Source organism: Ruegeria sp. YTSA075 (assembly GCF_059610245.1).
This window is the reverse complement of the sequence record NZ_JBXWNG010000006.1, coordinates 110,671-135,775: the sequence shown is the minus strand read 5'-3', so window position 1 is coordinate 135,775 and position 25,105 is coordinate 110,671. Positions and strand designations below refer to the sequence as shown.

Genomic DNA, 25,105 nt, shown 5'->3' with positions numbered 1-25,105 from the left:
CAATATGTTGAATCTCGCGATCTACCCTGCCAAAACGGACTAAATCTCGATAATAATATAGAGAGCAGGAACTCCAATTGTACAAGTTATCCTTACATCTTTTTCGAGTTTTTTGGCCAATCATATTGTCGGTGTCTGTAATTCTTTTCTTACTCGACATCTGGGGTCAAGAAAGTTGGTCAAGAACTGTTGTCCCTGGGGTAATTGCATATGGGTTCTTAGTGTTCTTTTTCCATTTGCACCTATTGACCGACCAAAAAGTTGAACTGTTCGGAAAACACCCGCAAGGACAGGCGCCAAACCGACAATTTTGGTTTGCCTATGCTTTTCCGTTCGTGGCTATTTTTGCTTCTTTTTTTATCTTTCTGAGATTGGTCGAAACAACATTTCCGACCGAAGCATTGGTTGGACGGGCCGCGATCGCCTACGCGTTTGTTCTCTCGCTCATGTCTCTTGGAGTACTTCTGTCAGTCATTGGAACGATGATACCAGCGGCTGCAATCGGCGCATCTACCGGCTTCAAAGCGGCGTCGAGACGCTCGCGAAAAACCTTTTGGTTTGTCTTATGGCGCTTGATTGTCGGACCCGCCTTGTACTCGGTAGTACTCATGACCGCGATGGTCCAGCTAGGCAATCTCGTTAGCTTACCACCTCTGCCCGAGGGTTTTTCCACAATCACTGCTACAAACGCAATTTTTCATGTGGCTATTACATTTTTAGGCATCTTCACCAGCGCGCTTACAGCGGCGATACTCTCAATGGCTTACGTGTGGGCCGAAGAAGGTCAAAAACTAGCACTTCCGAAGAAAAACCATGTTATTTCCGAAAAAAATGCTACGCAATAAATCAAAGCAGAACTCGTTCATGCCAGAATCATCCAAAATTATTGTCGGAACTGAAATTACCTTAACCAGATGACCCGCCTTCTCGCCCTGACCCTTGCCGCCTTCACCGCCACCGCCGCAATCGCCCAAGACCTCATCGACAAAGGTTTCGTCGAAGGCTGGAACATCATGATGGACCCCGCGCTTGGGAATGGGTGCCTCATCCAGACGGTGTATCAGGACCTCTCGGTCGTGCGACTGGGCTATGATGCGTTGGACAATCGCGGGTATTTTACTGTGTTCAACAAGGCTTGGGGCGAGATTGAGCCGGGGCAGAGCTATCCGATCCGGTTCGAGTTGGACGGCAAGAGTTTTGACGCCATCGCAATCGGGTTCAAACAGGACCGCGTGCCGGGGGCGACGGTGTTCTTCACTGACCGTACCTTCGTGGCGGCGATTGCGCAGAACAAGACGATGACCGTGTTCAACCCCGAAGATCAGCCGGTGATAGCGATTGATCTGACAGGCACCGCAAAAGCGCTGGAATACGCGCGCGAGTGTCAGAACAAAGAGCTTTAACGAATCGGGTCAAACACCGCGTCGGTTGCCTTGCAATCGCGGATCACGTCCCGTCCGCAGGGAACCGGGGCCAGATCACGTGACAGGCACAGGCGAACCTCTTCGATGTAACCCTGCTTGCAGGTCACGGTGATCATGTCGCGCTCTAGCCCGGGATTGGCCTTTAGGAACGCCTCTTCGATCACTGCGGCGGGCAGTTTCACGGTTGCGTCCAGTTGGCGAAAAACACTGGGGCGTTCAACACGACCATAGGCTTCTCGCGATAGGGCGAAATACGCGGGCGCAGAGAGGCCCGAGCAGGTGCCGTGTTTCTTCCACTGATGCCAGGCCAGGCCGGAACTGCCCTGAATATCCTCCATGTCTCGGGTCATCCCTCGCGATGGCGGAACTTCGGTCGTGCGGCAGTACGACGGCCAGCCCTGATGGAACTGCGGCCAGAGCCCATGCAGGACCCAACCGTGGTCATGTCGCGCATCACACTGATCCGACCCGCGCGCGTCCCCTTCGCGGGCGCACCAATTGGGCGACCAGCTGAGCGACAGAACATAATAGTCAAATTCGCCCGCCTTCTCGCCCTCGGCCTGAACAGCCACAGCGCCGATCAGCGCGAAAACAAAGCCCAAAACCCCTTGGCGCATTCGCCTCTTCCCTTCTTGTACTGGCGCGACTATATACGGGCCAAGTTCCCCGACAACGGAAACCTGCCCCAAAATCCGGGGCCGCCGAATTCCGGCGACGGGAAAGATGTATGTATAGGAGACGGGCTGATGGCAAAACCGCTTATGGCCAAGGCAACCGCCGTATGGCTGGTGGACAACACCACGATCAGCTTCAAGCAGATCGCGGATTTCGTAGGGATGCACGAGTTGGAAGTGCAGGGCATCGCCGATGGTGATGTAGCCACTGGTGTGAAGGGCTTCGACCCGATTGCCAACAACCAGTTGACACAGGAAGAGATCGACACCGCGCAGAACAACCCGCTGCACAAGCTGAAGCTCAAGTTCAACCCGTCGGCCACGGGCGAGGAAAAGCGCCGCGGCCCGCGCTACACCCCGCTGTCCAAGCGTCAGGACCGTCCGAACTCGATCCTGTGGCTGGTCAAATTCCACCCCGAACTTACTGATGGACAGATCGCCAAGCTGGTTGGCACCACCAAGCCGACCATCCAGTCGATCCGCGAGCGGACGCACTGGAATATCGCCAACATGCAGCCCGTCGACCCTGTTGCTCTGGGCCTGTGTAAACAGTCCGAGCTGGACGCAGTGGTTCAGAAGGCGGCCGCGAAGAAGGCGGCCGAAGGCGGCGTCATGAGCGATGACGAGCGCCGCAAGCTGGTCTCGACCGAGCAATCGCTGGAAATGGACGCTGCACCGAAAATCCCGACGGCGATTGAAGGTCTGGAAACGTTCTCTCTGTCCGATGATCCGGAAGGTGAGGCAGAAGACAGCGATCCGATCGTGGATGCTGACAGCTTCTTCAACCTGCCCAAAGGCGGCGGTGACGAAGAAGATGAAGACGATCAGCGCCCCTGATGTGTTGGCCGCCTCGGTCTAAACAGGCCGGGGCCTTCTTTCCAACGGAAGCCTTATGCTTAGCGTACTTTCCGCCATTTTTGGCCCACACCACGCCGTTTCGATTTATGCGTTCCTCAGGACATGGGGCCTGGGTCTGGCTGCGGGCGTTGGGATGATCGCAATCGTATCCACGCTGTTCTTGTTGGGCGGAGATGGCGAGCACGAGCATCATTCGTTCATGACTGTCCCGGTCCTGTCCGCCACCGCGATCAATGGTGACCTCAGGAATGGCGTGATTGCATCGGTTCGGCTGCCGGATGGTACCGCGGCCTCTATCACGTCGACCGAGGCCCCGATCTCTCAGACGGTTGGCACCAGCGCCTGTATCGAAAAACGCATCTATGTGGACAGCGGAGAGCCCAGATACCGCTTCAAACTGCCAAAGTTCTGCGACGCAAGCTGACTTGAATGGAATTGGAACCGCCCGGCCATTGTGCCGGGCGGTTCCCTTTAGAGGGCCTGGAACACGATCCCGGCGACGATTGCACCGCCAACACCGAGGCTCAGATAGGTGGCAAAAACACGCGGTTTCACCAGCGACCAGACCGCCGCCATCGCAGGGATCGAGCTCACAGCACCCGCGACCATGAACGACATCGCAGCGCCTGCAGTCATACCCTGATCCATCAACCCGGCCAGCAGCGGTGGCGCAACGTAGGAGTTCAGGTAAGCAGGCATGCCAACCAGTGCCGCGATCACGATGGGCAGCACACCTTCGCCACCAACAACGCGGGCAATCAGGTCTGCGGGCACGTAGCTGACCAGGAGCGCCTCGAGCACATAGGCAAGCGCCAGCCATTTCAGCAGAAAGATGCCATTGTGCAGAAACTCGGCGCGGAAACGCTGACGTCGTTCGGGTTCCTGCCAGAACTTCCAAACCGGCTTGTCGTCCATCTTGGGCCCGCAGCCGCAGCATCCCGCCGGTTTGTATTCCCGCAACGGCTGGGAAAACGCGCCGCTGCGCATCAGAAAGCGGACGGCAAAACCGCCGAACAGGCCCAGCGCTACGGCTGCCACCGCCTTGCCAATGGCAAAGGGCCAACCCAATGCGCTTGCCGTAATCAGCAATGTCGGCGGATCGATAAGCGGCGAGCTGAGCCAGAACGCCATCACTGCCGACAAAGGGGCACCCAAAGCCAACAGACCAGCAATGAACGGAATAACCTCGCAGGAACAAAACGGCGCGAGACCACCGAACAGGGCCGCCAGAAAGATCATCCGTGTTTCGCGCCCTTCAAAGGCGCGCGCCACCATAACTTCGGCCCCTGTAGCCTTGAGATACGAGAGCAATAAAACGGCGAACAGGATGTATTGACCAGTATGTGCAAGCGCTTTGGCCGCAAAGGTCACAACCTCGCCCCAGTTACCCGGGTCCAGAATCGCCACCAATGCCAATATGGCGACGATCAGTGCCCAGGGCGTTTTGATCAGGTCAAACACGGCCTTAGATGACAGTTTCGGATTTTGTGTTAACTCAGCCATCGTTTGCGGCCTTTCCTACCTCATCCACGCAGCATTCACTGAGAATGAATTCTGCCAGATTTCTCAACTCATCAAAGCAGGCGCGGTTGATCGTACTGCGTCCGATCTTCTCCTGCTCGACCACGCCACCGGCAGCCAGAAACCGTAGGTGATGGGCCAGCGTCGATGGTGCAATCCCGGTACGCGACTGGATTTCACCAACCGTCAAACCAGTCTCACCCGCACGGACGAGTGTTTTCAGAACCTGTAGCCGGGCCTCGGAGCCCATGGCCGAGAATCCTGCTGCTGCGGTTTCCCACATCTGACTTCTCCATTAAACTAATTTTCTAGTTATTTAGTTTGATTCGAGCTGCCCGTCAATCCACTGCTAGAAATTTCAACAAATAGAGTAAGTCCAGATTGCACCATCCTTAAGTCCAACCTATAAGCGCCTATGGCCATCTCGATCGACACCTTCTTCCTTGAACTCAATGGACAAGGCACTCTGCAGGCACAGATCCAGCAGATGATCGCCGAAGGCATTCTGTCAGGTCGGTTCCATGTCGGAGAGAAACTGCCATCTTCCCGGAAATTGGCCGCACATCTGGGTGTCAGCCGCATCACCGTGACGCTGGCCTATACTGAACTGCTGGCCAATGACTACCTGACCGCGAAAGGCCGGTCCGGGTACTACGTGTCAGAAAACGCGCCAGTACCGCCAAAATACACGCCAGTGCAGCGCAACGAAGAAACAATCGACTGGGATAACGCCCTGGCCCGTCGGTTTTCAGGCGGGGACATGCTGTCCAAACCCGCTGACTGGCGCGACTATCGCTATCCGTTCATCTACGGGCAGGCCGACCGCACCTTGTTCGATCACGCCAACTGGCGGCTCTGTGCTGTTCGCGCGCTTGGGCATAAGGACTTCGCCTCGTTAACAGCTGATTACGTGGATCAGGATGATCCGCTGCTGGTGGAATTCATAGCCCGCCACACCCTGCCCCGCCGTGGCATTGCGGCACGGCCCGAAGAAATTCTGATCACCATGGGTGCGCAGAACGCGTTGTGGCTGGCCTCGCGCGTGTTACTCACCCACAATCGCACCGCGGTGATCGAAGATCCCTGCTATTACTCGCTGCGCAGCCTACTGGACCATTGGGATTGTGATGTAACTGCACTTCCGGTCGACCGTGATGGCCTGACCCCAGATCAGTTGCCCGAAAACACCGATGTGATCTTCACAACCCCCAGCCATCAAAGCCCGACCACCGCAACCATGCCTATCGCACGCCGGCACAAACTGCTGGAACGCGCGCGCGAACTGGATGCTATGGTGGTTGAAGATGACTATGAGTTCGAGATGGCCTTTCTTGGCGCGCCCTCTCCGGCGCTGAAGTCGATGGATCGGGATGGGCGCGTGATCTATGTGGGCAGCTTCTCAAAATCTCTCTTTCCAGGATTGAGACTGGGCTACATGGTCGGGTCCGAGCCCTTCATCCGAGAAGCGCGCGCCCTGCGATCCATGGTGTTGCGCCACCCGCCGGGACACATCCAACGGACTGCGGCCTATTTCCTGTCGCTGGGCCACTACGACGCTCAAATCAGGCGCATGTCCAAAGCACTGGCAGATCGGCGGGAGGCGCTCGACAAAGCCGTCGAACACCACGGGTTGACCGTTGCCGGGCGAGGCATCATGGGCGGGTCATCGCTGTGGATGTCGGCGCCTCGACATGTCGATACCACCCGGCTTGCACAAAAGCTGCAGGGACAAAGCGTGCATATCGAACCTGGCCTGCCCTTCTTCTCCGGGCCGGAGCAGCCGCAGAATTATTACCGCCTCGGATACTCTTCGATTCCAGAGGACCGGATCGAACCCGGGATAAAGCTGATCGCCGAGGCGATCCGGGCCATCTGACAACCGACTGGACCTAGTCCGCGCTGCGTTCTGGACCTAACGCCACCCTGTCCAATGGGTCAAAACCAAAAGCAACGGCGGGGTAGCGTGCCCGGCCATTCCTCACCTGCCCGGAGATCAGTCACATGAAAATGACCACAGAAGAAGCTTTTGTTAAGGTCCTGCAGATGCATGGGATCGAACATGCGTTTGGGATTATCGGCTCGGCCATGATGCCGATCTCGGATCTGTTCCCCAAAGCCGGGATCATGTTCTGGGACTGCGCCCATGAAGGCAGCGCCGGTATGATGGCCGATGGCTACACCCGCGCCACCGGCAAGATGTCGATGATGATCGCCCAGAACGGCCCCGGCATCACCAACTTCGTTACCGCCGTCAAAACTGCTTATTGGAACCATACCCCGCTCCTGTTGGTCACCCCTCAGGCGGCAAACAAGACGATCGGTCAGGGTGGTTTCCAAGAAGTCGAACAGATGAAGCTGTTCGAAGACATGGTCGCCTATCAGGAAGAAGTCCGTGATCCGTCCCGCGTGGCCGAAGTCCTGACCCGCGTCATCAGCCAGGCCAAGCGTCTGTCTGGTCCGGCGCAGTTGAACATTCCCCGCGACTTCTGGACACAGGTGGTCGACATCGAAATCCCCGAGCCCATCGAATTCGAACGCAGCCCGGGTGGCGAAAACTCGGTCACGAAAGCGGCTGAGATTCTGTCAAACGCCAAGAACCCTGTCATCTTGAACGGCGCAGGCGTGGTTCTGTCCGAAGGCGGCATCGACGCCTCGATGGCACTGGCCGAACGTCTGGATGCGCCGGTTTGTGTCGGCTACCAGCACAATGACGCCTTCCCCGGCAAGCACCCTCTGTTTGCGGGTCCGCTGGGCTATAACGGCTCGAAAGCTGGGATGGAGCTGATCAAGGAAGCCGACGTTGTTCTGGCCCTTGGCACGCGCTTGAACCCGTTCTCGACCCTGCCCGGCTACGGCATGGAGTACTGGCCCGCAAACGCCAAGATCATTCAGGTCGACATCAACCCGGACCGCATCGGCCTGACCAAGAAAGTCAGCGTCGGCATCGTGGGAGATGCAGCCAAAGTGGCCAAGGGCATTCTGGCGCAACTGTCCGACACCGCTGGTGACGAAGGCCGTGACGCGCGCAAGGCGAACATTGCCCAGAAGAAATCCACCTGGGCGCAGCAGCTGTCCAGCATGGATCACGAGGATGACGACCCCGGCACCACTTGGAATCAGCGTGCGCGCGACGCCAAACCCGACTGGATGAGCCCCCGCATGGCGTGGCGCGCAATCCAACAGGCTCTGCCGCGCGAAGCCATCATCTCGTCAGACATCGGCAACAACTGCGCCATCGGCAACGCCTATCCCGATTTCGACGAAGGCCGCAAATATCTGGCGCCGGGCCTGTTTGGTCCCTGTGGTTACGGTCTGCCCGCCATCGTCGGCGCTAAGATCGGTCAACCGGACGTGCCGGTTGTTGGTTTTGCTGGTGACGGCGCATTTGGCATTGCGGTGAACGAACTGACGGCAATCGGCCGCTCGGAATGGCCCGCCGTGACCCAGATCGTTTTCCGCAACTACCAGTGGGGTGCGGAAAAGCGGAACTCGACCCTGTGGTTCGACGACAACTTTGTCGGCACCGAACTGGACACGCAAGTGTCTTACGCCGGTATCGCACAGGCCTGTGGTCTGAAAGGTGTGGTCGCCCGCACGCAGGACGAGCTGACCGCCGCCCTGAACCAGGCCATCGAGGACCAGAAAAACGGTATCACCACCCTGATCGAAGCCATGATCAACCAGGAACTGGGTGAACCCTTCCGCCGCGACGCGATGAAGAAACCTGTTGCAGTTGCTGGTATCGATGCCAGCGACATGGCTGCACAGTAAGCCAAACTCGGATCGGAGCCGGAACGTATGACCCTAACGCCCATCGAGCTGTTGCGTCAGAACGTCCCGGCGACCCGACCTGTTATCTCTCTCTGCGAAGGCAGTGATCCCCGCATCGTCGCGGGGGCGCTGGCCGCTCATCAGGCCGATCTGGCCGATATTATTCTGGTCGGCCCACAGGCCGACGTCGAGGCCGCGCTGCAAGAACACGAAGCCGCCCCTACGAACGGTATCATGATCCATGATCCCGTAATCTCGGACCTGACCGAGGAATTTGCCCAAACCTATTTTGAGCTGCGCCAGCACAAGGGCGTCGACCTTGCGAAAGCGCAGGCCGCTGTCAAAACACCCGCTATCTACGCGGCCATGCTGGTCCGCAGTGGCCGCGCCAATGGCACGCTTGGCGGTGCTGTTCACACGACCGGAGACATTGTCCGCGCCGCCCTGCAAGTGATTGGCATGGCTCCTGACGCCGGTATGGTTTCCTCTTTCTTTATGATGTACCCGCCGGAAAACGCAGACCCCGGTGCACGCGCGATGATATACTCCGATTGCGCGCTGATCATTGATCCGACCCCGGACGAACTCAGCAAGATCGCCATCGCTTCGGCCGCCTCAGCCCGCACCCTACTGAGGATCGATCCCAAGGTCGCGATGCTCAGCTTTTCAACCAAAGGCAGCGCCCGGCATTCGGATGTTGACAAGGTGATCGCGGCTACAGATACGCTGCGTCGCACCACTCCTGATCTGGAAGTTGATGGAGAGCTGCAATTCGACGCAGCCTATGTTCCGTCGGTTGGAGACCGCAAATCCCCCGGATCATCCGTTGCCGGTCAGGCCAACGTGATGATCTTCCCCAATCTCGATGCGGGCAATATCGCTTATAAAATCACCCAAAGGCTGGGTGGCTACGCAGCGGTTGGCCCTGTCTTGCAAGGGTTGGCCCAACCCGCCAACGACCTGTCGCGCGGCTGTAGCGCCGAGGACGTGACCCAGATGATCGCTGTGACCGCATTGCAAGCAATTGAAATCTAGAACCCAAATCAGGCATCGACCTCAGAACGATGTTCTCAAATCGACGGGAAAATGACAATGTTCTCCCGAAGTAACAGGTAGGACCCGCCAATGACCCATCAGCAGCCGATCCTTGATACATCGCCCAAAGTCTCGGACGAGATACGCAAGACCACGTGTTACATGTGCGCCTGCCGCTGTGGCATCAATGTGCATATGAAGGATGGCAAGGTCGCCTATATCGAAGGCAACCGCGATCATCCGGTGAACAAAGGCGTTCTTTGCGCCAAGGGCAGCGCCGGTATCATGCAGGTCAACGCCCCATCCCGTCTGCGCAAGCCTTTGCGGCGGGTTGGCCCACGCGGATCCGGTGAATTCCGCGAAATCGAATGGGATGAGGCGATCAGCACCGCCGTTGGCTGGCTAAATGAATTGCACGAAACTGCGCCACAAAAGCTGGCCTTCTTCACGGGCCGCGATCAAAGCCAAAGCTTCACCAGCTTCTGGGCGCAGAACTTCGGCACCCCAAACTATGCGGCCCATGGCGGGTTCTGTTCCGTCAATATGGCGGCGGGCGGCATCTACACGATGGGTGGCGCGTTTTGGGAGTTCGGCCAGCCCGATTGGGATCACACAAAGCTGTTCATGCTGTTCGGCGTGGCCGAGGACCATGACAGCAACCCGATCAAGATGGGCATCGGCAAGATCAAGGCGCGCGGCGCGCGGGTGATCGGGGTGAACCCGATCCGCTCGGGCTATAACGCCGTGGCTGACGACTGGGTCGGGATTACGCCCGGCACCGATGGCCTGTTCATTCTGTCGCTAATTCACGTGTTGATGAAAGCAGGTAAGATCGACCTCGACTACCTCAGCCGCTACACCAACGCGCCGGTATTGGTGAACGCCTCTGAGGGGCCGGAAAAGGGCCTCTTCCTGCGCGACATCGACGGCAAACCGCTGGTTATCGACCGCGTTACCGGAGAGCCCACAGCGTTCGACAAACCCGGCGTCCGGCCCGACCTGTCGGCCACCTATGACAAAGACGGCATCACCCACCGTCCGGTCTTCCATCTGATGGCCGAGAAATACCTCAGCGACGACCATGCCCCCGAAAACGTGGCCGACCGCTGTGGCATCCCTGCCCAACGCATCCGCGCCATTGCCGCAGAAATTGCCCGCGTCGCCTTTGATGAGGCCATCGAGCTGGATCATGAATGGACCGACTTCCGAGGCGAAACCCATTCCAAGATGACGGGTCGCCCGGTCAGCTTCCACGCCATGCGCGGGATTTCCGCCCATGCCAACGGGTTCCAGACCTGTCGCGCCCTGCATGTGCTGCAAATTCTGCTGGGCACGGTCGAGGTACCTGGCGGCTTTCGTTTCAAACCGCCCTACCCCAAACCAGTCGAGGCGCATCCAACCCCGCATGGCGACCGTCGCCCGGGCCGCCCGCTGGAGGGCCCGCATCTGGGCTTCCCGCGTGGCCCCGAAGACCTACTGCTTGACGCGTGTGGCACCCCACAACGCATCGACAAGGCCTTCACCTGGGAAAATCCGATGTCGGCACACGGGCTGATGCATATGGTTATCTCAAACGCCGCTGCGGGTGATCCCTACAAGATCGACACGCTGTTTATGTACATGGCGAACATGTCGTGGAACTCCTCCATGAACACCAAAGGTGTGATGGAGATGCTGACGGCCAAGACAGAAGACGGCAAATATGTCATCCCCAACATCATCTATTCGGATGCCTATTCCTCGGAAATGGTAGCCTATGCCGACCTGATCCTGCCTGATACGACCTATCTGGAACGGCACGACTGTATCAGCCTGCTGGATCGTCCAATCTGCGAGGCTGACGCCGCCGCAGATGCGATCCGCTGGCCCGTGATCGAACCTGATCGCGATGTGCGTGGCTTCCAATCGGTTCTGATCGAACTGGCCAACCGGATGAGCCTGCCGGGCTTCACCAATGAAGACGGCACGCCCAAGTGGAAAGACTACGCGGACTACATCGTCAATCACCAACGCAAGCCGGGCATCGGCCCATTGGCGGGGTTCCGGGGTGAAAATGGCGATAAAGAAGGGCGCGGAGAGGTCAATCCAGACCAGCTGAACCGCTATATCGAAAACGGTGGTTTCTACGTGGCCCACATCCCCGAAGGCGCCGACTACTACAAACCATGGAATGTAGCCTATCAGGACTGGGCGGTGGGCATGGGTATTTATGACAGCCCACAACCCTACCTGTTCCAGCTCTATTCCGAACCTATGCGCAAATTCCAACTGGCCGCTGAAGGGCACGGAGATCGCCAGCCGCCGGACCATCTGCGCGAGCGGATCAAAGACAAGATGGACCCGCTACCGATCTGGTATGAAACAGACCAACAAGGTAACGAAGGCTTCACCGTCAACGCTCTGACCCAACGCCCAATGGCCATGTATCACAGCTGGGGCACCCAGAACGCGTGGCTGCGGCAGTTGCACGGGCGTAACCCGCTCTACGTCCCAACCAAACTGATGCGCGAACATGGGCTGCAGGATGGCGACTGGGCCAAAGTCAGCTCTCCGCACGGGGAAATCACAGTGCCAGTTATGGAGATGGCCGCGCTCAACGACAACACCGTCTGGACCTGGAACGCCATCGGCAAACGCAAGGGCGCCTGGGCCCTGCAGGACGACGCCCCCGAAGCCACCAAAGGCTTCCTGCTGAACCATCTGATCCACGAACTCCTGCCGCCAAAGGGCGACGGAATGCGATGGGCAAATTCTGATCCAGTGACCGGACAGGCCGCCTGGTTCGACCTGAAGGTCAAAATTGAAAAGGCTAACCCGCCATCAGACGCCGAAAGCCAACCCGAATTCGCCTCGATTCAATCTCCGGTTGGCACTGGCCCAAAGGATATCGCATGGAAGGTTGGAAAATGACCGAATCCATTCTTCATCTGGCCCAAAATATCTCGGGGTCGCCATTGTCGCGCCATTGGTCCGAGAGACAATGGCGACGGGCAGAGCCCCAGCCCACTCTCACCATCAAAGCGGAGGCAAGGCAGTCATGACCCAGCTCCCCCAATCCACGGAACGCAAGATGGGTCTGGTCATCGACCTTGATACCTGTGTGGGCTGCCACGCCTGCGTGATTTCCTGCAAAGGTTGGAACACCGAAAACTACGGCGCCCCTCTTTCGGATCAGGACGCCTATGGCGGCAACCCATCCGGCACCTTCCTGAACCGTGTACATTCTTACGAGGTGCAACCCGAACAGGGCGCGGCTCAACTCATCCATTTCCCCAAATCCTGCCTGCATTGCGAAGACGCCCCCTGCGTCACCGTCTGCCCCACCGGGGCCAGCTACAAGCGGGTCGAGGACGGGATCGTGTTGGTCAATGAAAACGACTGTATCGGCTGCGGGCTCTGCGCATGGTCCTGCCCCTATGGCGCGCGCGAGATGGACATGGCCGAAGGTGTGATGAAGAAATGCACCCTCTGCGTTGATCGCATCTACAACGAAAACCTGCCCGAAGTAGACCGCGTGCCTTCGTGTGTGCGCACCTGCCCGGCCGGTGCCCGCCATTTCGGCGACCTCGGCGATCCGGACAGCGATGTCAGCAAACTGGTGGCCGAGCGGGACGGCATGGACCTGATGCCCGAGATGGGCACCAAACCGGTTAACAAATACCTGCCACCCCGACCCAAGGATCAGATCGAGGAGCAGATCGATATCCTCGCCCCTCTCCTGGCCCCCATCGCGGAAGAGCCCAAGGGGTTCCTCGGCTGGCTCGACAAAACACTGGAGAAGCTCTGATGCATCCGGCCCCTTCCGTCATCATCTTTACCACCTTGTCCGGGCTGGGCTTTGGCCTGCTCGTCTTTCTGGGCCTCGGCCTGCCAGAAGTCACGGGCTGGGTTGCGTTTGTATTCTTTGCGATCGCCTATGCCCTGGCCGTCGGCGGCCTGATGGCGTCGACCTTTCACCTTGGCCACCCGGAACGCGCGATCAAAGCCTTCACGCAATGGCGCTCAAGTTGGCTCAGCCGCGAAGGTTGGTGCGCGGTTATCGCGTTGATCGTCATGGGATTATACGCCATCGGCGCAGTGTTTCTAGGGCAGCATTGGGGTGCACTTGGACTACTGGGCGCGCTATTTTCGCTTGCGACGGTGTTTACGACATCAATGATCTACACGCAGCTCAAGACGATACCGCGCTGGAACTTGAAGCTGACGCCGGCGATGTTCCTCAGCTTCAGCCTGGCCGGGGGAGCACTGCTGGCCGGCCAGACGTCTATCGCCATACCATTGTTGTTGATTGCTGCGTTGGTCCAGATTCTGTACTGGCACCAAGGAGACAGCGCGCTCGCAAACTCTGGAACTGATCTGGGCACCGCAACCGGATTGGGCGCGCGTGGAACCGTGCGCGCGTTTGAGCCGCCGCATACAGGCACTAACTACCTGCTGCGCGAATTCGTCCATGTGGTGGGCCGCAAACATGCGCAAAAACTGCGGATGATCGCGTTTGCGTTGGGCTTTGTCTTGCCGCTTATTCTGCTGGCTCTACCGGTCGGAGGTTTGGCGATAAAGCATCTGTTTGCGCTATTGGCCGTGATCTCACATCTGGCGGGCATTGCCACGTCGCGCTGGTTGTTCTTTGCCCAAGCCGAGCATGTGGTCGGATTGTATTATGGCAAGCGATAGGTAGGGGGGCCAGCCCCCCTCTTGAGCCCGCAGCTCAATTCACCCCCCGGGATATTTCTGGCCAGATGAAGTCTGGATCCGGGCTGAAATGGAAAAGGCGGCGCTCGGGGATCGAGGCCGCCCTTTTTGCTTGGATTTGTTTAGGCTCAGATCAGACCGGCATGGGCCATGGCCGCATCAATGGCGGCTTTGGTGCTGTCTTCCAAGCTGGTCAGCGGCAGGCGCACCTCAGCGCTGCAGCGGGCCAATTTGCTAAGCGCGTATTTGGCACCCACAAGGCCGGGCTCGATAAAAAGAGCCTCGTGCAAGGGCATCAACCGATCCTGATAGGCCAATGCTGTTGCGTAGTCGCCTGACAATGTCGCCTGTTGGAATTCAGCGCAAAGTTTCGGGGCCACATTGGCCGTGACCGAGATACACCCGATACCGCCATGGGCGTTGAAGCCCAAAGCCGTCGCATCTTCCCCAGACAGTTGGCAAAAGTCGGCACCGCAGCTTGCACGCTGTTGGCTGACCCGCGCCAGATCGCCAGTGGCGTCTTTTACCCCTACAATACGTGGCAGCTTGGCCAGTTCACCCATCGTGGCGGGCGTCATGTCGATGATCGAGCGACCAGGGATGTTGTAGATGATGATCGGAATGTCGGCACAGTCGTGCAACGCGGCAAAATGTTCAAACAGGCCACGCTGAGTCGGCTTGTTGTAGTAGGGCGTCACAACAAGTGCAGCATTCGCGCCGACTTTCTTGGCAAATTGCACAAAGCGCACTGCTTCAACCGTGTTGTTCGAACCCGCACCGGCAATCACCGGCACACGACCTGCGGCGGCCTTGACCACCTCTTCCACAACCGTCTCATGTTCATCATGGCTCAGCGTCGGGCTTTCGCCGGTGGTGCCCACGGGGACCAGCCCGGTAGAGCCGGATTCGATCTGCCATTCGACAAGGTGTTTGAGCGTATCCAAGTCCAACGCGCCGTTTGTGAACGGGGTGACGAGGGCGGGCATAGAGCCTTTGAACATGACACGCTCCTTAAGGTGCAGTTTCCGTGTTTTTTACACCGCGGGCCATCACGATTTAGGCTTTGTGAGTTGATCCCGGCGATGCAAGGTTTATCCTCACAGGCTCTATCCTTGGTTGGTTGGGAAATGCAAGGCATGACACGCGTTCTGGGCCTGATGATGGCCGTGATTCTGTATTCCGCTTTAACGCCACAACCCGCGCAGGCGGATGCTGCTGCCGATTTGCGTGCCGGGTTAAGCGAGATGCGCAAGGGTGACTGGAACGAGGCACTGCGCGTGTCTGGGCAGCGCGGATCGGTTTCGCGCGATATCATCGTGTGGGAATGGCTGCGGCAGGGCTTTGGCAGCTCGGGCGATGTGCTGGTGTTTCTGGATCGCCGTCCGGACTGGCCCGGTCTGGCCTGGCTGCGCCGCAAAAGCGAGCCGTCTTTTACCGGCGCAGACCCCGATCGCGTGCTGAAGTTCTACTCAGATGTGCCGCCGCAAACGGCGGAGGGTGCGTTGAATTACGCCGTCGCCCTGATGGCAAAAGGACAACAGGGTGAGGCACAGGCGGATATCGTCACAGCCTGGCGCACCATGCCCATGGGCACGGGGTTGCAGAAAAATTACGTCGAGAATTTTGGCAAGTTGCTGAAACCCCATCACGCAGCGCGGTTGGACCGGATGTTATGGGATGGCCATCTGGTGAGTGCATCCCAGATGTTACCACTGGTGGGCGCGGATGATCGCAAACTGGCCGAAGCACGGATTGCGTTGCAAAAGCGTCTACCTGGCGTCGATACAAAGGTGGCGGCAGTGCCAAAGTCGGTTGCGGATGCCCCGGGTCTTGCCTTTGACCGTTTCGTCTGGCGCGACAGAAAAGAACTGGACGACAGCGCGGTTGATCTGATGCTGGCCCGATCTACCAGCCCGGAGGCTTTAGGCGAGCCTGACAAGTGGGCCGAAGGACGGCGCAGGTTGGCACGGCTGGAGATGCGGCAAGGCCGACCGGCGCGGGCCTACAAGGTTGCCTCAACCCATCATATGACGCCGGAAATGGGCTATGCCTATGCTGATCTGGAATGGCTGTCAGGTTTTCTGGCCCTACGCAGACTGAACGATCCAGCCACTGCTGTGCGTCATTTCCAGAATTTCTCGGACGCCGTGCAATCCCCGATCTCGAAAGGTCGCGGGGGATATTGGCTGGGCCGCGCTTATGCGGCGCAGGGTGAGGCAGAAAAGGCTTATGAGGCTTACGCCATCGGGGCGGACAATCAGACCTCGTTCTACGGGTTGCTGGCGGCTGAACAGATCGGACGCCCGTTTGATCCTGAATTGGCCACACCCCGCCGTGCGCCGCATTGGCGGCAGGCGGATTTCACCAATTCCAGTGTTCTGGAAGCCGGGCTGCTGCTGTTGAAAGCAGGCGAGGATAATCTGTCCGAGCGGTTTCTGACGCACCTGGTCGAAGGCCTTGATCCGGTTCAGGCCGCTCAGTTGGGCGATCTGGCGATCGAGCTGAACGAACCGCATCTGGCGGTCATGATTGCCAAACGGGCAGCCACCACCGGTACAGTCCTACCGGCGGCCTACTACCCCGTGCACCCTGTGGCCGATATGGGCCTGCCGATGGCCAAGGAAATGACACTAGCCATCGCACGACGCGAAAGCGAGTTTGATCCGGTCGTCATCAGCGGTGCAGGCGCGCGCGGTCTGATGCAAGTAATGCCAGCCACCGCGAAACTGGTGGCGCAGGAGCTAGGTATCCTCAGCGGGCATCAGACCGGACGCTTGACCTCGGACTGGCAGTATAACGCGAAACTCGGGGCCAATTACCTGTCGGGGCTGGCGGCTGATTTCAACGGCAATGTGGTCATGATGGCGGCAGGGTACAATGCCGGACCTCGGCGGCCTATTTCCTGGATGGAACGCTATGGCGACCCGCGCCGGGGCCAGGTGGATGTGGTCGATTGGATCGAGACCATCCCCTTTAGCGAAACCCGCAACTATGTGATGCGCGTGGCAGAAAGCCTTCCGGTTTATCGGGCTCGCCTGGGTCAACCTGCCCTGCCAATCCCCTTTTCGCAGGAGTTGAAGGGCTCAACCCTGGCTGCGTTCGCGCCATAGTGTGAACAGGCCCGCGGCCACAACAACCGCCGCCCCGACAACCACTTCGGGGCGCAACACTTCACCAAAGATTGAAATACCCAGGATTGCGCTCCAGACGAGGTGGAAATAGGCAAAGGGTTGAACGGCGCTGGCCTCGGCCATCTCATAGCACTTGATCAGCAACCAGTGCCCAAGCGCCCCGCTGACGCACAACACCGCCATCCAGCCCCAATCGCCTTGGGCCATGGGTTCCCAGAACCACATGCCAACAAGCGTCATGGCGACCGCACCGGACACGCCGGTCCAGAAAAAGCTGGTGGCCGTGCTGTCCTGACGCGCGGCATAGCGGGTCAACAAGCCGTACAAAGCAAACATCAAGGCTGAAATCAGCGGAATGATAGCCCAAGGGTTAAAGACCCCAACCCCCGGCTGCAGGATGATCAGAACGCCAACGCAGCCGACACCAATCGCCGTCCACCTACGCCATCCGACCCGTTCGCCCAGCACCGGGCCGCTGAGCGCCGCAACAAGCAGTGGATAGCAGATGAAAACAGCCATGCTGTCGATCAGACCCAGAATGGTAAAGCTGAAAACGGCGACGCAGATTTCAGCCGCCAGCAAGACGCCCCGAAAGATTTGCAATCCGAGTTGGTTGGTTCGGGTCGTTGTATTCAACCCGCCAGGCGCGCGCGCAGCCAGGGCGATCACGAAGGCAGCGAAGAACCAATAGCGGATCATCACGACCATGTAAGTGTTATAGGACTCGGCCAAATGGCGAGAGATTCCGTCCTGCAAGGCAAAGACGATTGTCGCGCCAATCATCAACGCAACGCCCGCGCGCGTATTGTTCTGCTGGGTCATGCTTTGACCGCCCGTGTCATATGGCGTTTGCGGCCATAGCCGGGGGTTCTGGTCACTTGGAAACCCGCGTCCTCCAATCCGCGCCGCACGAATCCGGCGGCGGTATAGGTGGCCGCCGAGCCCCCTTGGACCGTATGATCTGCAACCTGCTGCATCAAGTCAGGGCCCCAAAGCTCGGGGTTCTTGGCGGGTGAGAAACCGTCCAAAAACCACGCATCCGCCCGCTCCTGCCAATTCTGTAACGTCTGGCGCGCGTCGCCTTCAATGACGGTTAGTACCAGCGTATCGAGCAGGCAGTCTTTCCCTGTCCATTTCTCCAGAAATCGATCCGCCCATAGCGCCAGTTCAGGGAATGCAGTCAAAGCCCGCCGCATATCCGCTGTGTCCATTGGAAAAGCTTCGAAGCTAGTAAAGTGCAGCGGGGTCGTTTGACCCGCCTGTTCCCAGGCAGACCACGTGGTGAGCATATTCAGCCCAGTGCCAAACCCCAGCTCAGCAATGTGAAAACCCGGCACAAACCGCGCAGGCAGCTCGTTGCCCGCAAGGAAAACATGCCGCGTCTCCTCGACCCCGTTTTGCAACGAGTAGTATGGGTCGTCGAAACGATCCGAGACGGGTATCTGATCCTCGGTCCACGTGACCTCGGCGCGCTGGTTTGCCATCGGGGAATCCTGTAGCTAAACGGCGCGACACTGAACAAGGAAAAGGAGTTTGGCAATGGTCGATGTGACCGTCCGAGGAGCCGGGATTTTCGGCCTGTCCATCGCCTGGACCTGCGCGCAGCGCGGCGCGAAGGTGCGCATCGTCGATCCCTTTGGTCCGGGTGCGGGCTCCAGCGGCGGTCTGGTCGGTGCCTTGGCCCCGCATGTGCCTGAAAACTGGAACGCCAAGAAGGCCTTTCAGTTCGACAGCCTGATCATGGCCGAACCGTTCTGGACGCAAGTTGAGACTATCGGCGGTGTCTCTGCCGGGTATGGGCGTTTGGGGCGCATTCAGCCGATTGCCGACCCGCACAGCCTTGATCTGGCGCGCGCGCGCGAACTCACGGCACAAGAGCTGTGGCAGGGCCGTGCTGCGTGGCAGGTCATAGAGATCGCCGAGGCCGGATCATGGTGCCCGCCCAGCCCGACCGGCTATGTCATTCATGACACGCTAACCGCCCGGATGCACCCACGCCGCGCTTGCGCTGCACTAGTCGCGGCTTTGGCGGTCATGGGGGTAAAGGTGGTCACTGATGCACCCGATGCAGGTCGAGTTGTGCACGCCACCGGGGTCGCTGGCCTGCAGGAACTGAGCGAAGTCTTTGGCAAAACAGCCGGCAACGGTGTGAAAGGCCAGGCGGCGCTGCTGCGGTTTGATGCGGGCTCGGTGCCGCAACTGTTTACGGACGCGATCCATATCGTGCCCCATGCCGACGGGACGCTGGCCATCGGCTCGACCTCGGAACGTGACTATGACGATCCCGCCAGTACCGACAGCGCGCTGGACGATGTGATCGAGCGCGCCATGCAGGCGGTTCCGCTGCTTCACGGCGCCGAGGTGATCGAGCGTTGGGCCGGTGTCCGGCCTCGCAGCAAAAGCCGCGCGCCGATGCTGGGCGCACACCCGTTACACAAGGGGCAGTTCATCGCCAATGGCGGATTTAAGATCGGTTTCGGCATGGCCCCGAAAATCGCCGAGGTCATGGCCGATCTGATACTGGACGAGCGCGATACAATCCCGGATGACTTCCGGCCCGAAGCCTCGCTTTGACCCGGATCTAAACGCTCAGGTTCCGCAGCTTCTGCATCAGGGTCCCCAGCATGTTTTCATAGCGCGCGCTGGTCAACCTGCCCTGATCGTCAAATTCGTTCGAACTGTTGGCCAGATGGATTTCCGGTCCCTGTAAAATCAGCGGCTGGAACGGCACCATGTAAGCCCGCAGGATCATCTGAGCCCGCTCTCCACCTGCGCGACCCGCAGCGGCTGACATAACCGCAACTGGCTTGTCAGCCCATGGGTTGCCTTCGGTCCGGCTGACCCAGTCCAGTGCGTTCTTAAGAACGCCAGAAGGGCCTTTGTTGTATTCCGGGGTTGAAATGATCACCGCATGCGCCTGCTCGATCTGATCCCGAAGCGTTTGAACGACAGCGGGGATACCTTCGCCTTCCTCCAAATCCCCATCATAGAGGGGCAGATTCAGGTCAGCCTCAACAAACTGAGCAGGATCAAACAGCCGCGCGGCTTCACGCAGCAATTTACGGTTGGTTGCGCTTTGGCGCAGGGACCCGGACAGGCCCAGCAGGATCGGTTTGGACATCAGGGGAAACTCCGTTTCGTTGTTTCCCCATAGTTAAACCGGCACAGGCCCGATCCAAACCCTGTTTTATGCACAGGCCCTGCGCGATCAGGTGTTACCGCTGGGGACGATCACTATCTCAACACGGCGGTTCTGTGCCTTACCCGCTGGTGTCAGATTCGACGCAATCGGATTGTTTTCGCCCTGCCCGATGGTTGTGATGCGGTTGTAGCCCACGCCATTGGCCTGAAGAATATCCGCCACCGCATTCGCGCGACGGACCGAGAGGCCCTGATTGTAGGCGGCATCGCCGTCGCTGTCGGTATGGCCAATGATCTGGACGTTCGAGTTCGGGTAGTTCACCAGGTTCTGTCCAACCTTCACCAGATCCGAGCGCAGGGCCGGGCGCACGGTGGCGCTGTCCGTATCGAACGTGATGTCGTTCGGCACGGTGACAATCAGGCGATCCCCGGTATTCACGATGGTGATGCCATCATTGGCTAGCTGCTGGCGCAGTTCAGCTGCCTGACGGTCAAGCTGATTGCCGATCAGACCGCCACCTGCCGCACCGATTGCGCCGCCCGCCAAAGCACCCAACAGCGGGTCGGAATCGTTAGAAATGGCCCCGACACCCGCCCCAATCAAGCCGCCAATAAGCGCGCCCTGTTTGGCGTTTTGGTTCGGATCGCTGGGGACATTCAGCGTGCCCGGATCGGTACATGCTGCGAGTGCCAGGGTCGAACCCAGCCCGGTCGCCACGAAAAACTTGGAAATCGTCATGATATCACCTTCTGCTCCGGCCCCCGGTTTGTTCGGGTTTGCCTTGTTCAGCGCATTATATCATGGGGACTACCTACAGGCTCAAGCAACAATGCGGTGAAGTCGGCGAATACCTGCCCAAACCCACCGATCAGGCGGTTTCGACATGGCTGTCCCAACGGGTCTGTTCCTGCCAGAGGGTGCGCAGGGATTCGCCCTGCCCGCAAAAGCTCTCGTCTATGCTTTCACTGGCCCAGATACGGTCCGTTCGAAAATGGCGAAACCCGCTGCGCAGCTCACACCAGGCGGCCAGCATCGTGCATTCGATATGATAGATCAGGGCAACGGGGCGGACGACGCGAATTGTACGTTCCTCTGCCCCATTCACATAAGTAATGCGGATTTTCTGTTCGCTGCGAATGGCCTCTCGATAATTGGCAACAGGCACGCAGCCTTTGGCCGGATCATCCGGCGGCGTTCCCCAGGTCGAGACCCGCAGCCAGCGTCTGGGCGTGTCGTGCAGCGCGTCGATCTTGCGGCAGATACGGCGGGCAGCTTCCTGCAACTCGCTGTCGCCGGTGCGCGCCAAAAGCGACAGCCCTACCCAAAGGGCCTCAACCTCCTCCGCATCGAAATTCAGCGGCGGCAGATCATACCCGCGGCGCATCAGATACCCGATCCCCGCCTCGCCTTCGATGGGGGTGCGCTGCGCCTGCAGTGCCGCGATGTCCCGGTAAACCGTGCGCGCCGATACTTCGAGCTTGGCCGCCAATGCCTCAGCCGTCACCGGCGCGTCGGCAGCACGCAGTATCTGGATGATTTCGAACAATCGGGTCGAACGGCGCATGTTTTTCTCCCTCAACGCTACTGACACATTAGCACGCCCCACTGACAAGGTGGTGTCAGGAGTGATGGGCGAAGCTGGAACAGTCCCGAAAAAGGAGTGATGGCATGCCCTATCTCGACAACCACGTCATGATGACCCTGAAACTTGGCCGCTGGTCGGAGGACCACACGCTGCGCGCCTTTGAGATTGAACGCGAACTTGCGCAGGCAAGACAGCCTTGCCAAGCCAACACAAAAAAACGCGCGCGCCGCTTTTCGCTAGGCAATCTGAAGACGCTGTGGACCAGCATCGCGTGAATTCAGAAATCCGCCGGCGCCCTGAATTTCATGGAAACCCCGCCTTCGGGGTTTTTCAGACGCAGTTCCTCGGAATGCAACATCAAGCGCGGGAAATCGCGCGCAGGGCCTTCGGCATAAAACGGGTCACCCAAAATCGGGTGACCCAGCGCCAGCATATGAACTCGCAGCTGGTGTGACCGCCCGGTCTTGGGAAACAGGCGCATATGGGTACTCTCACCCTCGTGTTTCACGACACGCCAGTCGGTCACTGCCGGTTTGCCGGTTTCATGACATACCATCTGACGCGGGCGGTTGGGCCAGTCGACGATCAGCGGCAGATCAACGGTTCCAGTCTTGTCTTTGACCCGCCCCCAAACGCGCGCAACATAAGTTTTTCGCGTCTGACGTTTTTCGAACTGCATGCTCAGATGCCGTTGCGCATGAGGGGTCTGGGCGAACACCATGACGCCCGAGGTGTCACGATCCAGCCGATGCACCAACAAGGCCTGCGGAAACGCAGCCTGCACACGGGTCAACAAACAATCTGCCAGATGCTCACCCTTGCCCGGAACAGACAGCAACCCCGAAGGTTTGTTGACCACGATCAACTGCGCATCTTCATGCAGCACATCCAGCGGTGTGTTCGGAGGATCATAGGCTTCGGTCATGCGCGCCTGCCTAACGCAGGGCGCACCCTACCGCAACGTCGTCCTTGCGCGCCACACGGTGTTCGTGAACCCTTGGACCGAGCAAGGGAGAGAGGCCATGCATCCAACAATCGAACACATGCAACAGGTTGTCGCCAAAGGGGATGAGGCGCAGATCCGCCCACTGTTGGCCGAAGACGTCCGTTTCTTGCCCCCGACCTATTTCAGCACATGGACAGGACGAGAGCCCGTTGCGGCTGTCCTGGGCCATGTGGGGCAGGTGTTTTCCGACTTTCGGTATCGACGGATCATGGGCAGCGGCTGCGATTGGGCATTGGAATTTCAATGCAAGGTCGGTGATCTGGACGCGGTTGGCGTGGATCTGATCACGCTCAACAACGTCGGCCTGATACAGGAATTCGAGGTCGTCATGCGCCCTTACAAAACTATCGGGGCCCTGCGCGAGGCGATGATGGCCCGCGTCACACGCGATCCGCGCTTTCTGGACTTCAAATCCGCACTCAGCTGATCATGCCAATCTCAATTGCCGCCGATCAGATTGTCCGCTTACCATTGGCGCCGGTTCTTGCGTTGCAGGGCCTTTCGGTGCGCCGCAGCGCTCAACTGCTGCCGGAACCCGCTGGCCCACGCCACGGGCAAATCGGTCGCGGGCCCCGGCTCCGCCTGTTGATCACGGGTGACAGTTCTGCCGCAGGGGTCGGCGCAGGCAGGCAAGATCAGGCCCTTTCCGGTCATTTGCTGCGTCACCTGTCGAAACACCACGCGGTCGAATGGCGGCTAGAGGCCACCACCGGGCATACAACTCAAGACACGTTCAACAGGCTATCGCAACTAGGCGGCACATATGACGCTGTTGTCACTGCGCTGGGGGTGAATGATGTGACCCGTGGCGTCACTCTCAAACGTTTCGTTGAGCGCCAGACCCAATTGGCGACCCTGCTGACGCAGATGTTTGGCGCACGTCAGGTCGTGGTTACAGCCGTCCCCCAAATGAACCGGTTTCCTGCTCTGCCCCAGCCTTTGGCATGGGTTCTGGGCCAGCAATCCGCGCGGCTTGACCAGGGTTTGCAACGGGTGACAGCAGCGCATCCCGAACTCAGACATCTGAAACTGGACTTACCTGACGACCCTGCCCTGGTCGCGCCAGACGGCTACCATCCCAGCCCCAAGACCTATGCGATCTGGGCAGAAAGAGCGGCGAAACTTTTGCTTCAAACCTGACGTCGCGCCTGTCGGATCAACGGAATCGAATAGACAATCAACGCCGCCCAGATCAACGGAAACGCAATCATCCGGCCACGATCAATCTGCTCTCCGAACAAAGTGATCGCAGTGATGAAAATCATTGTGGGCGCGATGTATTGCAGAATACCCATCGTCGACAAACGCACCAGCTTGGCCCCGTTTGCATAAACCAACAAGGGCACAGCGGTTACAATACCTGCGCAAGACAAGAGCAAAGTGTCGGACGCAACCATTCCGAAATGACCCGCGCCTTGCACGCCCAGCAATGTCACATAAACCAGCGCCGGGATCAGCAGGATGAGTACTTCTAGCAGAAATCCCTGATTGGGACCAATGGGCAGAGAGCGTTTGAAAAAGGCGTAAAAACCCCAGCTGACCATCAAACCCAATGCGGCCCAAGGCAGCCGACCGGCCTCGAACACCAAAACCAGAACACCCAGCGCGGCCAGACCAACCGCCACAAGCTGCGTTCTGTTCAGCGGCTCGCGCAGCAATATCGCGCCCAGCGCGATGCTGAACAAAGGATTGATATAATACCCCAGCGCAGCATCCAGCGCATGTCCGGTTGAAATCGCCCAAACATAAATCGCCCAGTTCACTGAAATCAGCGCAGCCGTGACCGCCGCCATCCCCAGCATCTTAGGATTACCAAGGGCTGCTTTCAGATCCCCCGTGCGCCCCAGAAGGATCAACAACAGACCCGCAACCGGCACTGACCAGATCACACGATGTGCAACCACTTCGACCGGACCAATATGATCCATCGCTTTCATATAAAGCGGCAAGAAACCCCAAAGAACATAAGCCGTAACCGCAAGCACCAACCCCTTTGGGGTATCCGCGTTCTGAAGTGAAGAGGGTGTGTCTGACACGGCAGATCTCCGGTTGGTACCGGACCGGTGTACGGCAGGTACTTAGGGATTGAAAACTCCGAAATCAGTGAAGCCTAACATAACGAATAGTGATGGGTCGATGTCTGAGCGCGTACACAATTCAATTTGAATACAGCGAGGCTCCGCCTCGCGCTCCGAGATATTTTTAGCCAGATGAAGTCAGGATCCCAAGCTTCATCTGGCCCGAAGTATCCCGGGGGAGGTGCCCG

Annotated in this window: 26 protein-coding genes; 15 read left to right on the top strand and 11 right to left on the bottom strand. The window is 58.7% G+C overall.

All coding sequences use genetic code 11. The features are described 5' to 3' along the window. Positions 1–131 precede the first annotated feature (131 nt). Positions 132–845: a hypothetical protein gene (locus AC2FGE_RS13335; protein ID WP_496819694.1), complete on the top strand. Its 714-nt coding sequence runs from the start codon at positions 132–134 to the stop codon at positions 843–845. A 69-nt stretch (positions 846–914) separates the two neighbouring features. After that, positions 915–1,403 (top strand): hypothetical protein, encoded by a 489-nt coding sequence (locus tag AC2FGE_RS13330; protein ID WP_496819693.1) that lies wholly within the window; start codon positions 915–917, stop codon positions 1,401–1,403. On the opposite strand, the gene AC2FGE_RS13325 is transcribed toward AC2FGE_RS13330, so the two are convergent. Continuing rightward, the gene (locus tag AC2FGE_RS13325; protein WP_496819692.1) at positions 1,400–2,041 is read right to left on the bottom strand and encodes a ribonuclease T2 family protein; all 642 of its coding nucleotides are present in this window, start codon (positions 2,039–2,041) and stop codon (positions 1,400–1,402) included. The two genes, AC2FGE_RS13330 and AC2FGE_RS13325, sit on opposite strands and share 4 nt — an antisense overlap. Positions 2,042–2,170: 129 nt before the next feature. On the opposite strand from AC2FGE_RS13325, the gene AC2FGE_RS13320 reads away from it, so the two are divergent. Beyond that, entirely contained in the window at positions 2,171–2,935 is a 765-nt protein-coding gene (locus tag AC2FGE_RS13320) for a DUF1013 domain-containing protein (RefSeq protein ID WP_496819691.1), read from the top strand. A gap of 55 nt (positions 2,936–2,990) precedes the next feature. Then, positions 2,991–3,380, top strand: a complete 390-nt coding sequence (locus AC2FGE_RS13315) for a hypothetical protein (RefSeq protein ID WP_496819690.1) — start codon at positions 2,991–2,993, stop codon at positions 3,378–3,380. A 47-nt stretch (positions 3,381–3,427) separates the two neighbouring features. Here AC2FGE_RS13315 and AC2FGE_RS13310 read toward each other — a convergent pair whose 3' ends face one another. Then, positions 3,428–4,459 carry a permease gene (locus AC2FGE_RS13310; protein ID WP_496819689.1) on the bottom strand — a complete coding sequence of 344 codons (1,032 nt, stop codon included), beginning with the start codon at positions 4,457–4,459 and terminating at the stop codon, positions 3,428–3,430. Continuing rightward, positions 4,452–4,760 (bottom strand): ArsR/SmtB family transcription factor, encoded by a 309-nt coding sequence (locus AC2FGE_RS13305; RefSeq protein ID WP_480550786.1) that lies wholly within the window; start codon positions 4,758–4,760, stop codon positions 4,452–4,454. The genes AC2FGE_RS13310 and AC2FGE_RS13305 overlap by 8 nt, the downstream gene beginning before the upstream one ends. 132 nt (positions 4,761–4,892) lie before the next feature. On the opposite strand from AC2FGE_RS13305, the gene pdxR reads away from it, so the two are divergent. The 6 genes from pdxR to AC2FGE_RS13275 all read left to right on the top strand — a co-directional run bounded on the left by pdxR (position 4,893) and on the right by AC2FGE_RS13275 (position 13,957). Further along, on the top strand, positions 4,893–6,353 hold the full coding sequence (pdxR, locus tag AC2FGE_RS13300; RefSeq protein WP_496819688.1) for a MocR-like pyridoxine biosynthesis transcription factor PdxR: 1,461 nt from the start codon (positions 4,893–4,895) through the stop codon (positions 6,351–6,353). A gap of 125 nt (positions 6,354–6,478) precedes the next feature. After that, positions 6,479–8,248: a sulfoacetaldehyde acetyltransferase gene (xsc, locus tag AC2FGE_RS13295; protein WP_496819687.1), complete on the top strand. Its 1,770-nt coding sequence runs from the start codon at positions 6,479–6,481 to the stop codon at positions 8,246–8,248. A 27-nt stretch (positions 8,249–8,275) separates the two neighbouring features. Further along, positions 8,276–9,283, top strand: coding sequence for a phosphate acetyltransferase (gene pta / locus AC2FGE_RS13290; protein WP_496819686.1), 1,008 nt, complete (start codon positions 8,276–8,278; stop codon positions 9,281–9,283). 90 nt (positions 9,284–9,373) lie between these two features. Continuing rightward, the gene (locus AC2FGE_RS13285; protein WP_496819685.1) at positions 9,374–12,193 is read left to right on the top strand and encodes a molybdopterin oxidoreductase family protein; all 2,820 of its coding nucleotides are present in this window, start codon (positions 9,374–9,376) and stop codon (positions 12,191–12,193) included. Between the two features lie 127 nt (positions 12,194–12,320). Then, positions 12,321–13,070 carry a 4Fe-4S dicluster domain-containing protein gene (locus tag AC2FGE_RS13280; RefSeq protein WP_496819684.1) on the top strand — a complete coding sequence of 250 codons (750 nt, stop codon included), beginning with the start codon at positions 12,321–12,323 and terminating at the stop codon, positions 13,068–13,070. After that, a complete protein-coding gene (locus AC2FGE_RS13275; RefSeq protein WP_496819683.1) occupies positions 13,070–13,957 on the top strand; it encodes a dimethyl sulfoxide reductase anchor subunit family protein in 888 nt (295 codons plus the stop codon). Before AC2FGE_RS13280 ends, AC2FGE_RS13275 begins: the two co-directional genes overlap by 1 nt. 146 nt (positions 13,958–14,103) lie before the next feature. Here the strand turns inward: AC2FGE_RS13275 and dapA are convergent, their stop codons facing one another. Further along, the gene (gene dapA / locus AC2FGE_RS13270; protein WP_496819682.1) at positions 14,104–14,976 is read right to left on the bottom strand and encodes a 4-hydroxy-tetrahydrodipicolinate synthase; all 873 of its coding nucleotides are present in this window, start codon (positions 14,974–14,976) and stop codon (positions 14,104–14,106) included. A 135-nt stretch (positions 14,977–15,111) separates the two neighbouring features. Here dapA and AC2FGE_RS13265 point away from each other — a divergent pair, with 135 nt between their 5' ends. Further along, positions 15,112–17,085 (top strand): lytic transglycosylase domain-containing protein, encoded by a 1,974-nt coding sequence (locus AC2FGE_RS13265; protein ID WP_496819681.1) that lies wholly within the window; start codon positions 15,112–15,114, stop codon positions 17,083–17,085. Here AC2FGE_RS13265 and AC2FGE_RS13260 read toward each other — a convergent pair. Together AC2FGE_RS13260 and mnmC2 are read right to left on the bottom strand one after the other, a co-directional pair. After that, a complete protein-coding gene (locus AC2FGE_RS13260) occupies positions 17,059–17,928 on the bottom strand; it encodes a DMT family transporter (RefSeq protein ID WP_496819680.1) in 870 nt (289 codons plus the stop codon). The genes AC2FGE_RS13265 and AC2FGE_RS13260 overlap by 27 nt on opposite strands. Continuing rightward, positions 17,925–18,590 (bottom strand): tRNA (5-methylaminomethyl-2-thiouridine)(34)-methyltransferase MnmC2, encoded by a 666-nt coding sequence (gene mnmC2, locus AC2FGE_RS13255; protein ID WP_496819679.1) that lies wholly within the window; start codon positions 18,588–18,590, stop codon positions 17,925–17,927. The genes AC2FGE_RS13260 and mnmC2 overlap by 4 nt, the downstream gene beginning before the upstream one ends. Positions 18,591–18,645: 55 nt before the next feature. On the opposite strand from mnmC2, the gene AC2FGE_RS13250 reads away from it, so the two are divergent. Then, positions 18,646–19,680 carry an NAD(P)/FAD-dependent oxidoreductase gene (locus AC2FGE_RS13250; RefSeq protein WP_496819678.1) on the top strand — a complete coding sequence of 345 codons (1,035 nt, stop codon included), beginning with the start codon at positions 18,646–18,648 and terminating at the stop codon, positions 19,678–19,680. A gap of 7 nt (positions 19,681–19,687) precedes the next feature. Here the strand turns inward: AC2FGE_RS13250 and AC2FGE_RS13245 are convergent, their stop codons facing one another. The 3 genes from AC2FGE_RS13245 to AC2FGE_RS13235 all read right to left on the bottom strand — a co-directional run bounded on the left by AC2FGE_RS13245 (position 19,688) and on the right by AC2FGE_RS13235 (position 21,812). Then, a complete protein-coding gene (locus AC2FGE_RS13245) occupies positions 19,688–20,227 on the bottom strand; it encodes an NADPH-dependent FMN reductase (protein WP_496819677.1) in 540 nt (179 codons plus the stop codon). Between the two features lie 87 nt (positions 20,228–20,314). Then, on the bottom strand, positions 20,315–20,986 hold the full coding sequence (locus AC2FGE_RS13240; RefSeq protein ID WP_496819676.1) for a YiaD family glycine zipper/OmpA-like lipoprotein: 672 nt from the start codon (positions 20,984–20,986) through the stop codon (positions 20,315–20,317). Positions 20,987–21,116: 130 nt separating this feature from the next. Further along, positions 21,117–21,812: a helix-turn-helix transcriptional regulator gene (locus AC2FGE_RS13235; protein ID WP_496819675.1), complete on the bottom strand. Its 696-nt coding sequence runs from the start codon at positions 21,810–21,812 to the stop codon at positions 21,117–21,119. 104 nt (positions 21,813–21,916) lie between these two features. Between AC2FGE_RS13235 and AC2FGE_RS13230 the strand changes: the two genes are divergently transcribed. Next, positions 21,917–22,108, top strand: coding sequence for a hypothetical protein (locus AC2FGE_RS13230; RefSeq protein ID WP_496819674.1), 192 nt, complete (start codon positions 21,917–21,919; stop codon positions 22,106–22,108). A gap of 2 nt (positions 22,109–22,110) precedes the next feature. Here the strand turns inward: AC2FGE_RS13230 and AC2FGE_RS13225 are convergent, their stop codons facing one another. Continuing rightward, positions 22,111–22,758, bottom strand: a complete 648-nt coding sequence (locus tag AC2FGE_RS13225; protein WP_496819673.1) for an RluA family pseudouridine synthase — start codon at positions 22,756–22,758, stop codon at positions 22,111–22,113. A gap of 97 nt (positions 22,759–22,855) precedes the next feature. Between AC2FGE_RS13225 and AC2FGE_RS13220 the strand changes: the two genes are divergently transcribed. Both AC2FGE_RS13220 and AC2FGE_RS13215 read left to right on the top strand, forming a co-directional pair. Further along, the gene (locus AC2FGE_RS13220; RefSeq protein WP_496819672.1) at positions 22,856–23,266 is read left to right on the top strand and encodes a nuclear transport factor 2 family protein; all 411 of its coding nucleotides are present in this window, start codon (positions 22,856–22,858) and stop codon (positions 23,264–23,266) included. A 2-nt stretch (positions 23,267–23,268) separates the two neighbouring features. Beyond that, a complete protein-coding gene (locus AC2FGE_RS13215) occupies positions 23,269–23,979 on the top strand; it encodes an SGNH/GDSL hydrolase family protein (protein ID WP_496819671.1) in 711 nt (236 codons plus the stop codon). Here AC2FGE_RS13215 and rarD read toward each other — a convergent pair. Further along, positions 23,970–24,875 (bottom strand): EamA family transporter RarD, encoded by a 906-nt coding sequence (gene rarD, locus AC2FGE_RS13210; RefSeq protein ID WP_496819670.1) that lies wholly within the window; start codon positions 24,873–24,875, stop codon positions 23,970–23,972. The two genes, AC2FGE_RS13215 and rarD, sit on opposite strands and share 10 nt — an antisense overlap. Positions 24,876–25,105 lie beyond the last annotated feature (230 nt).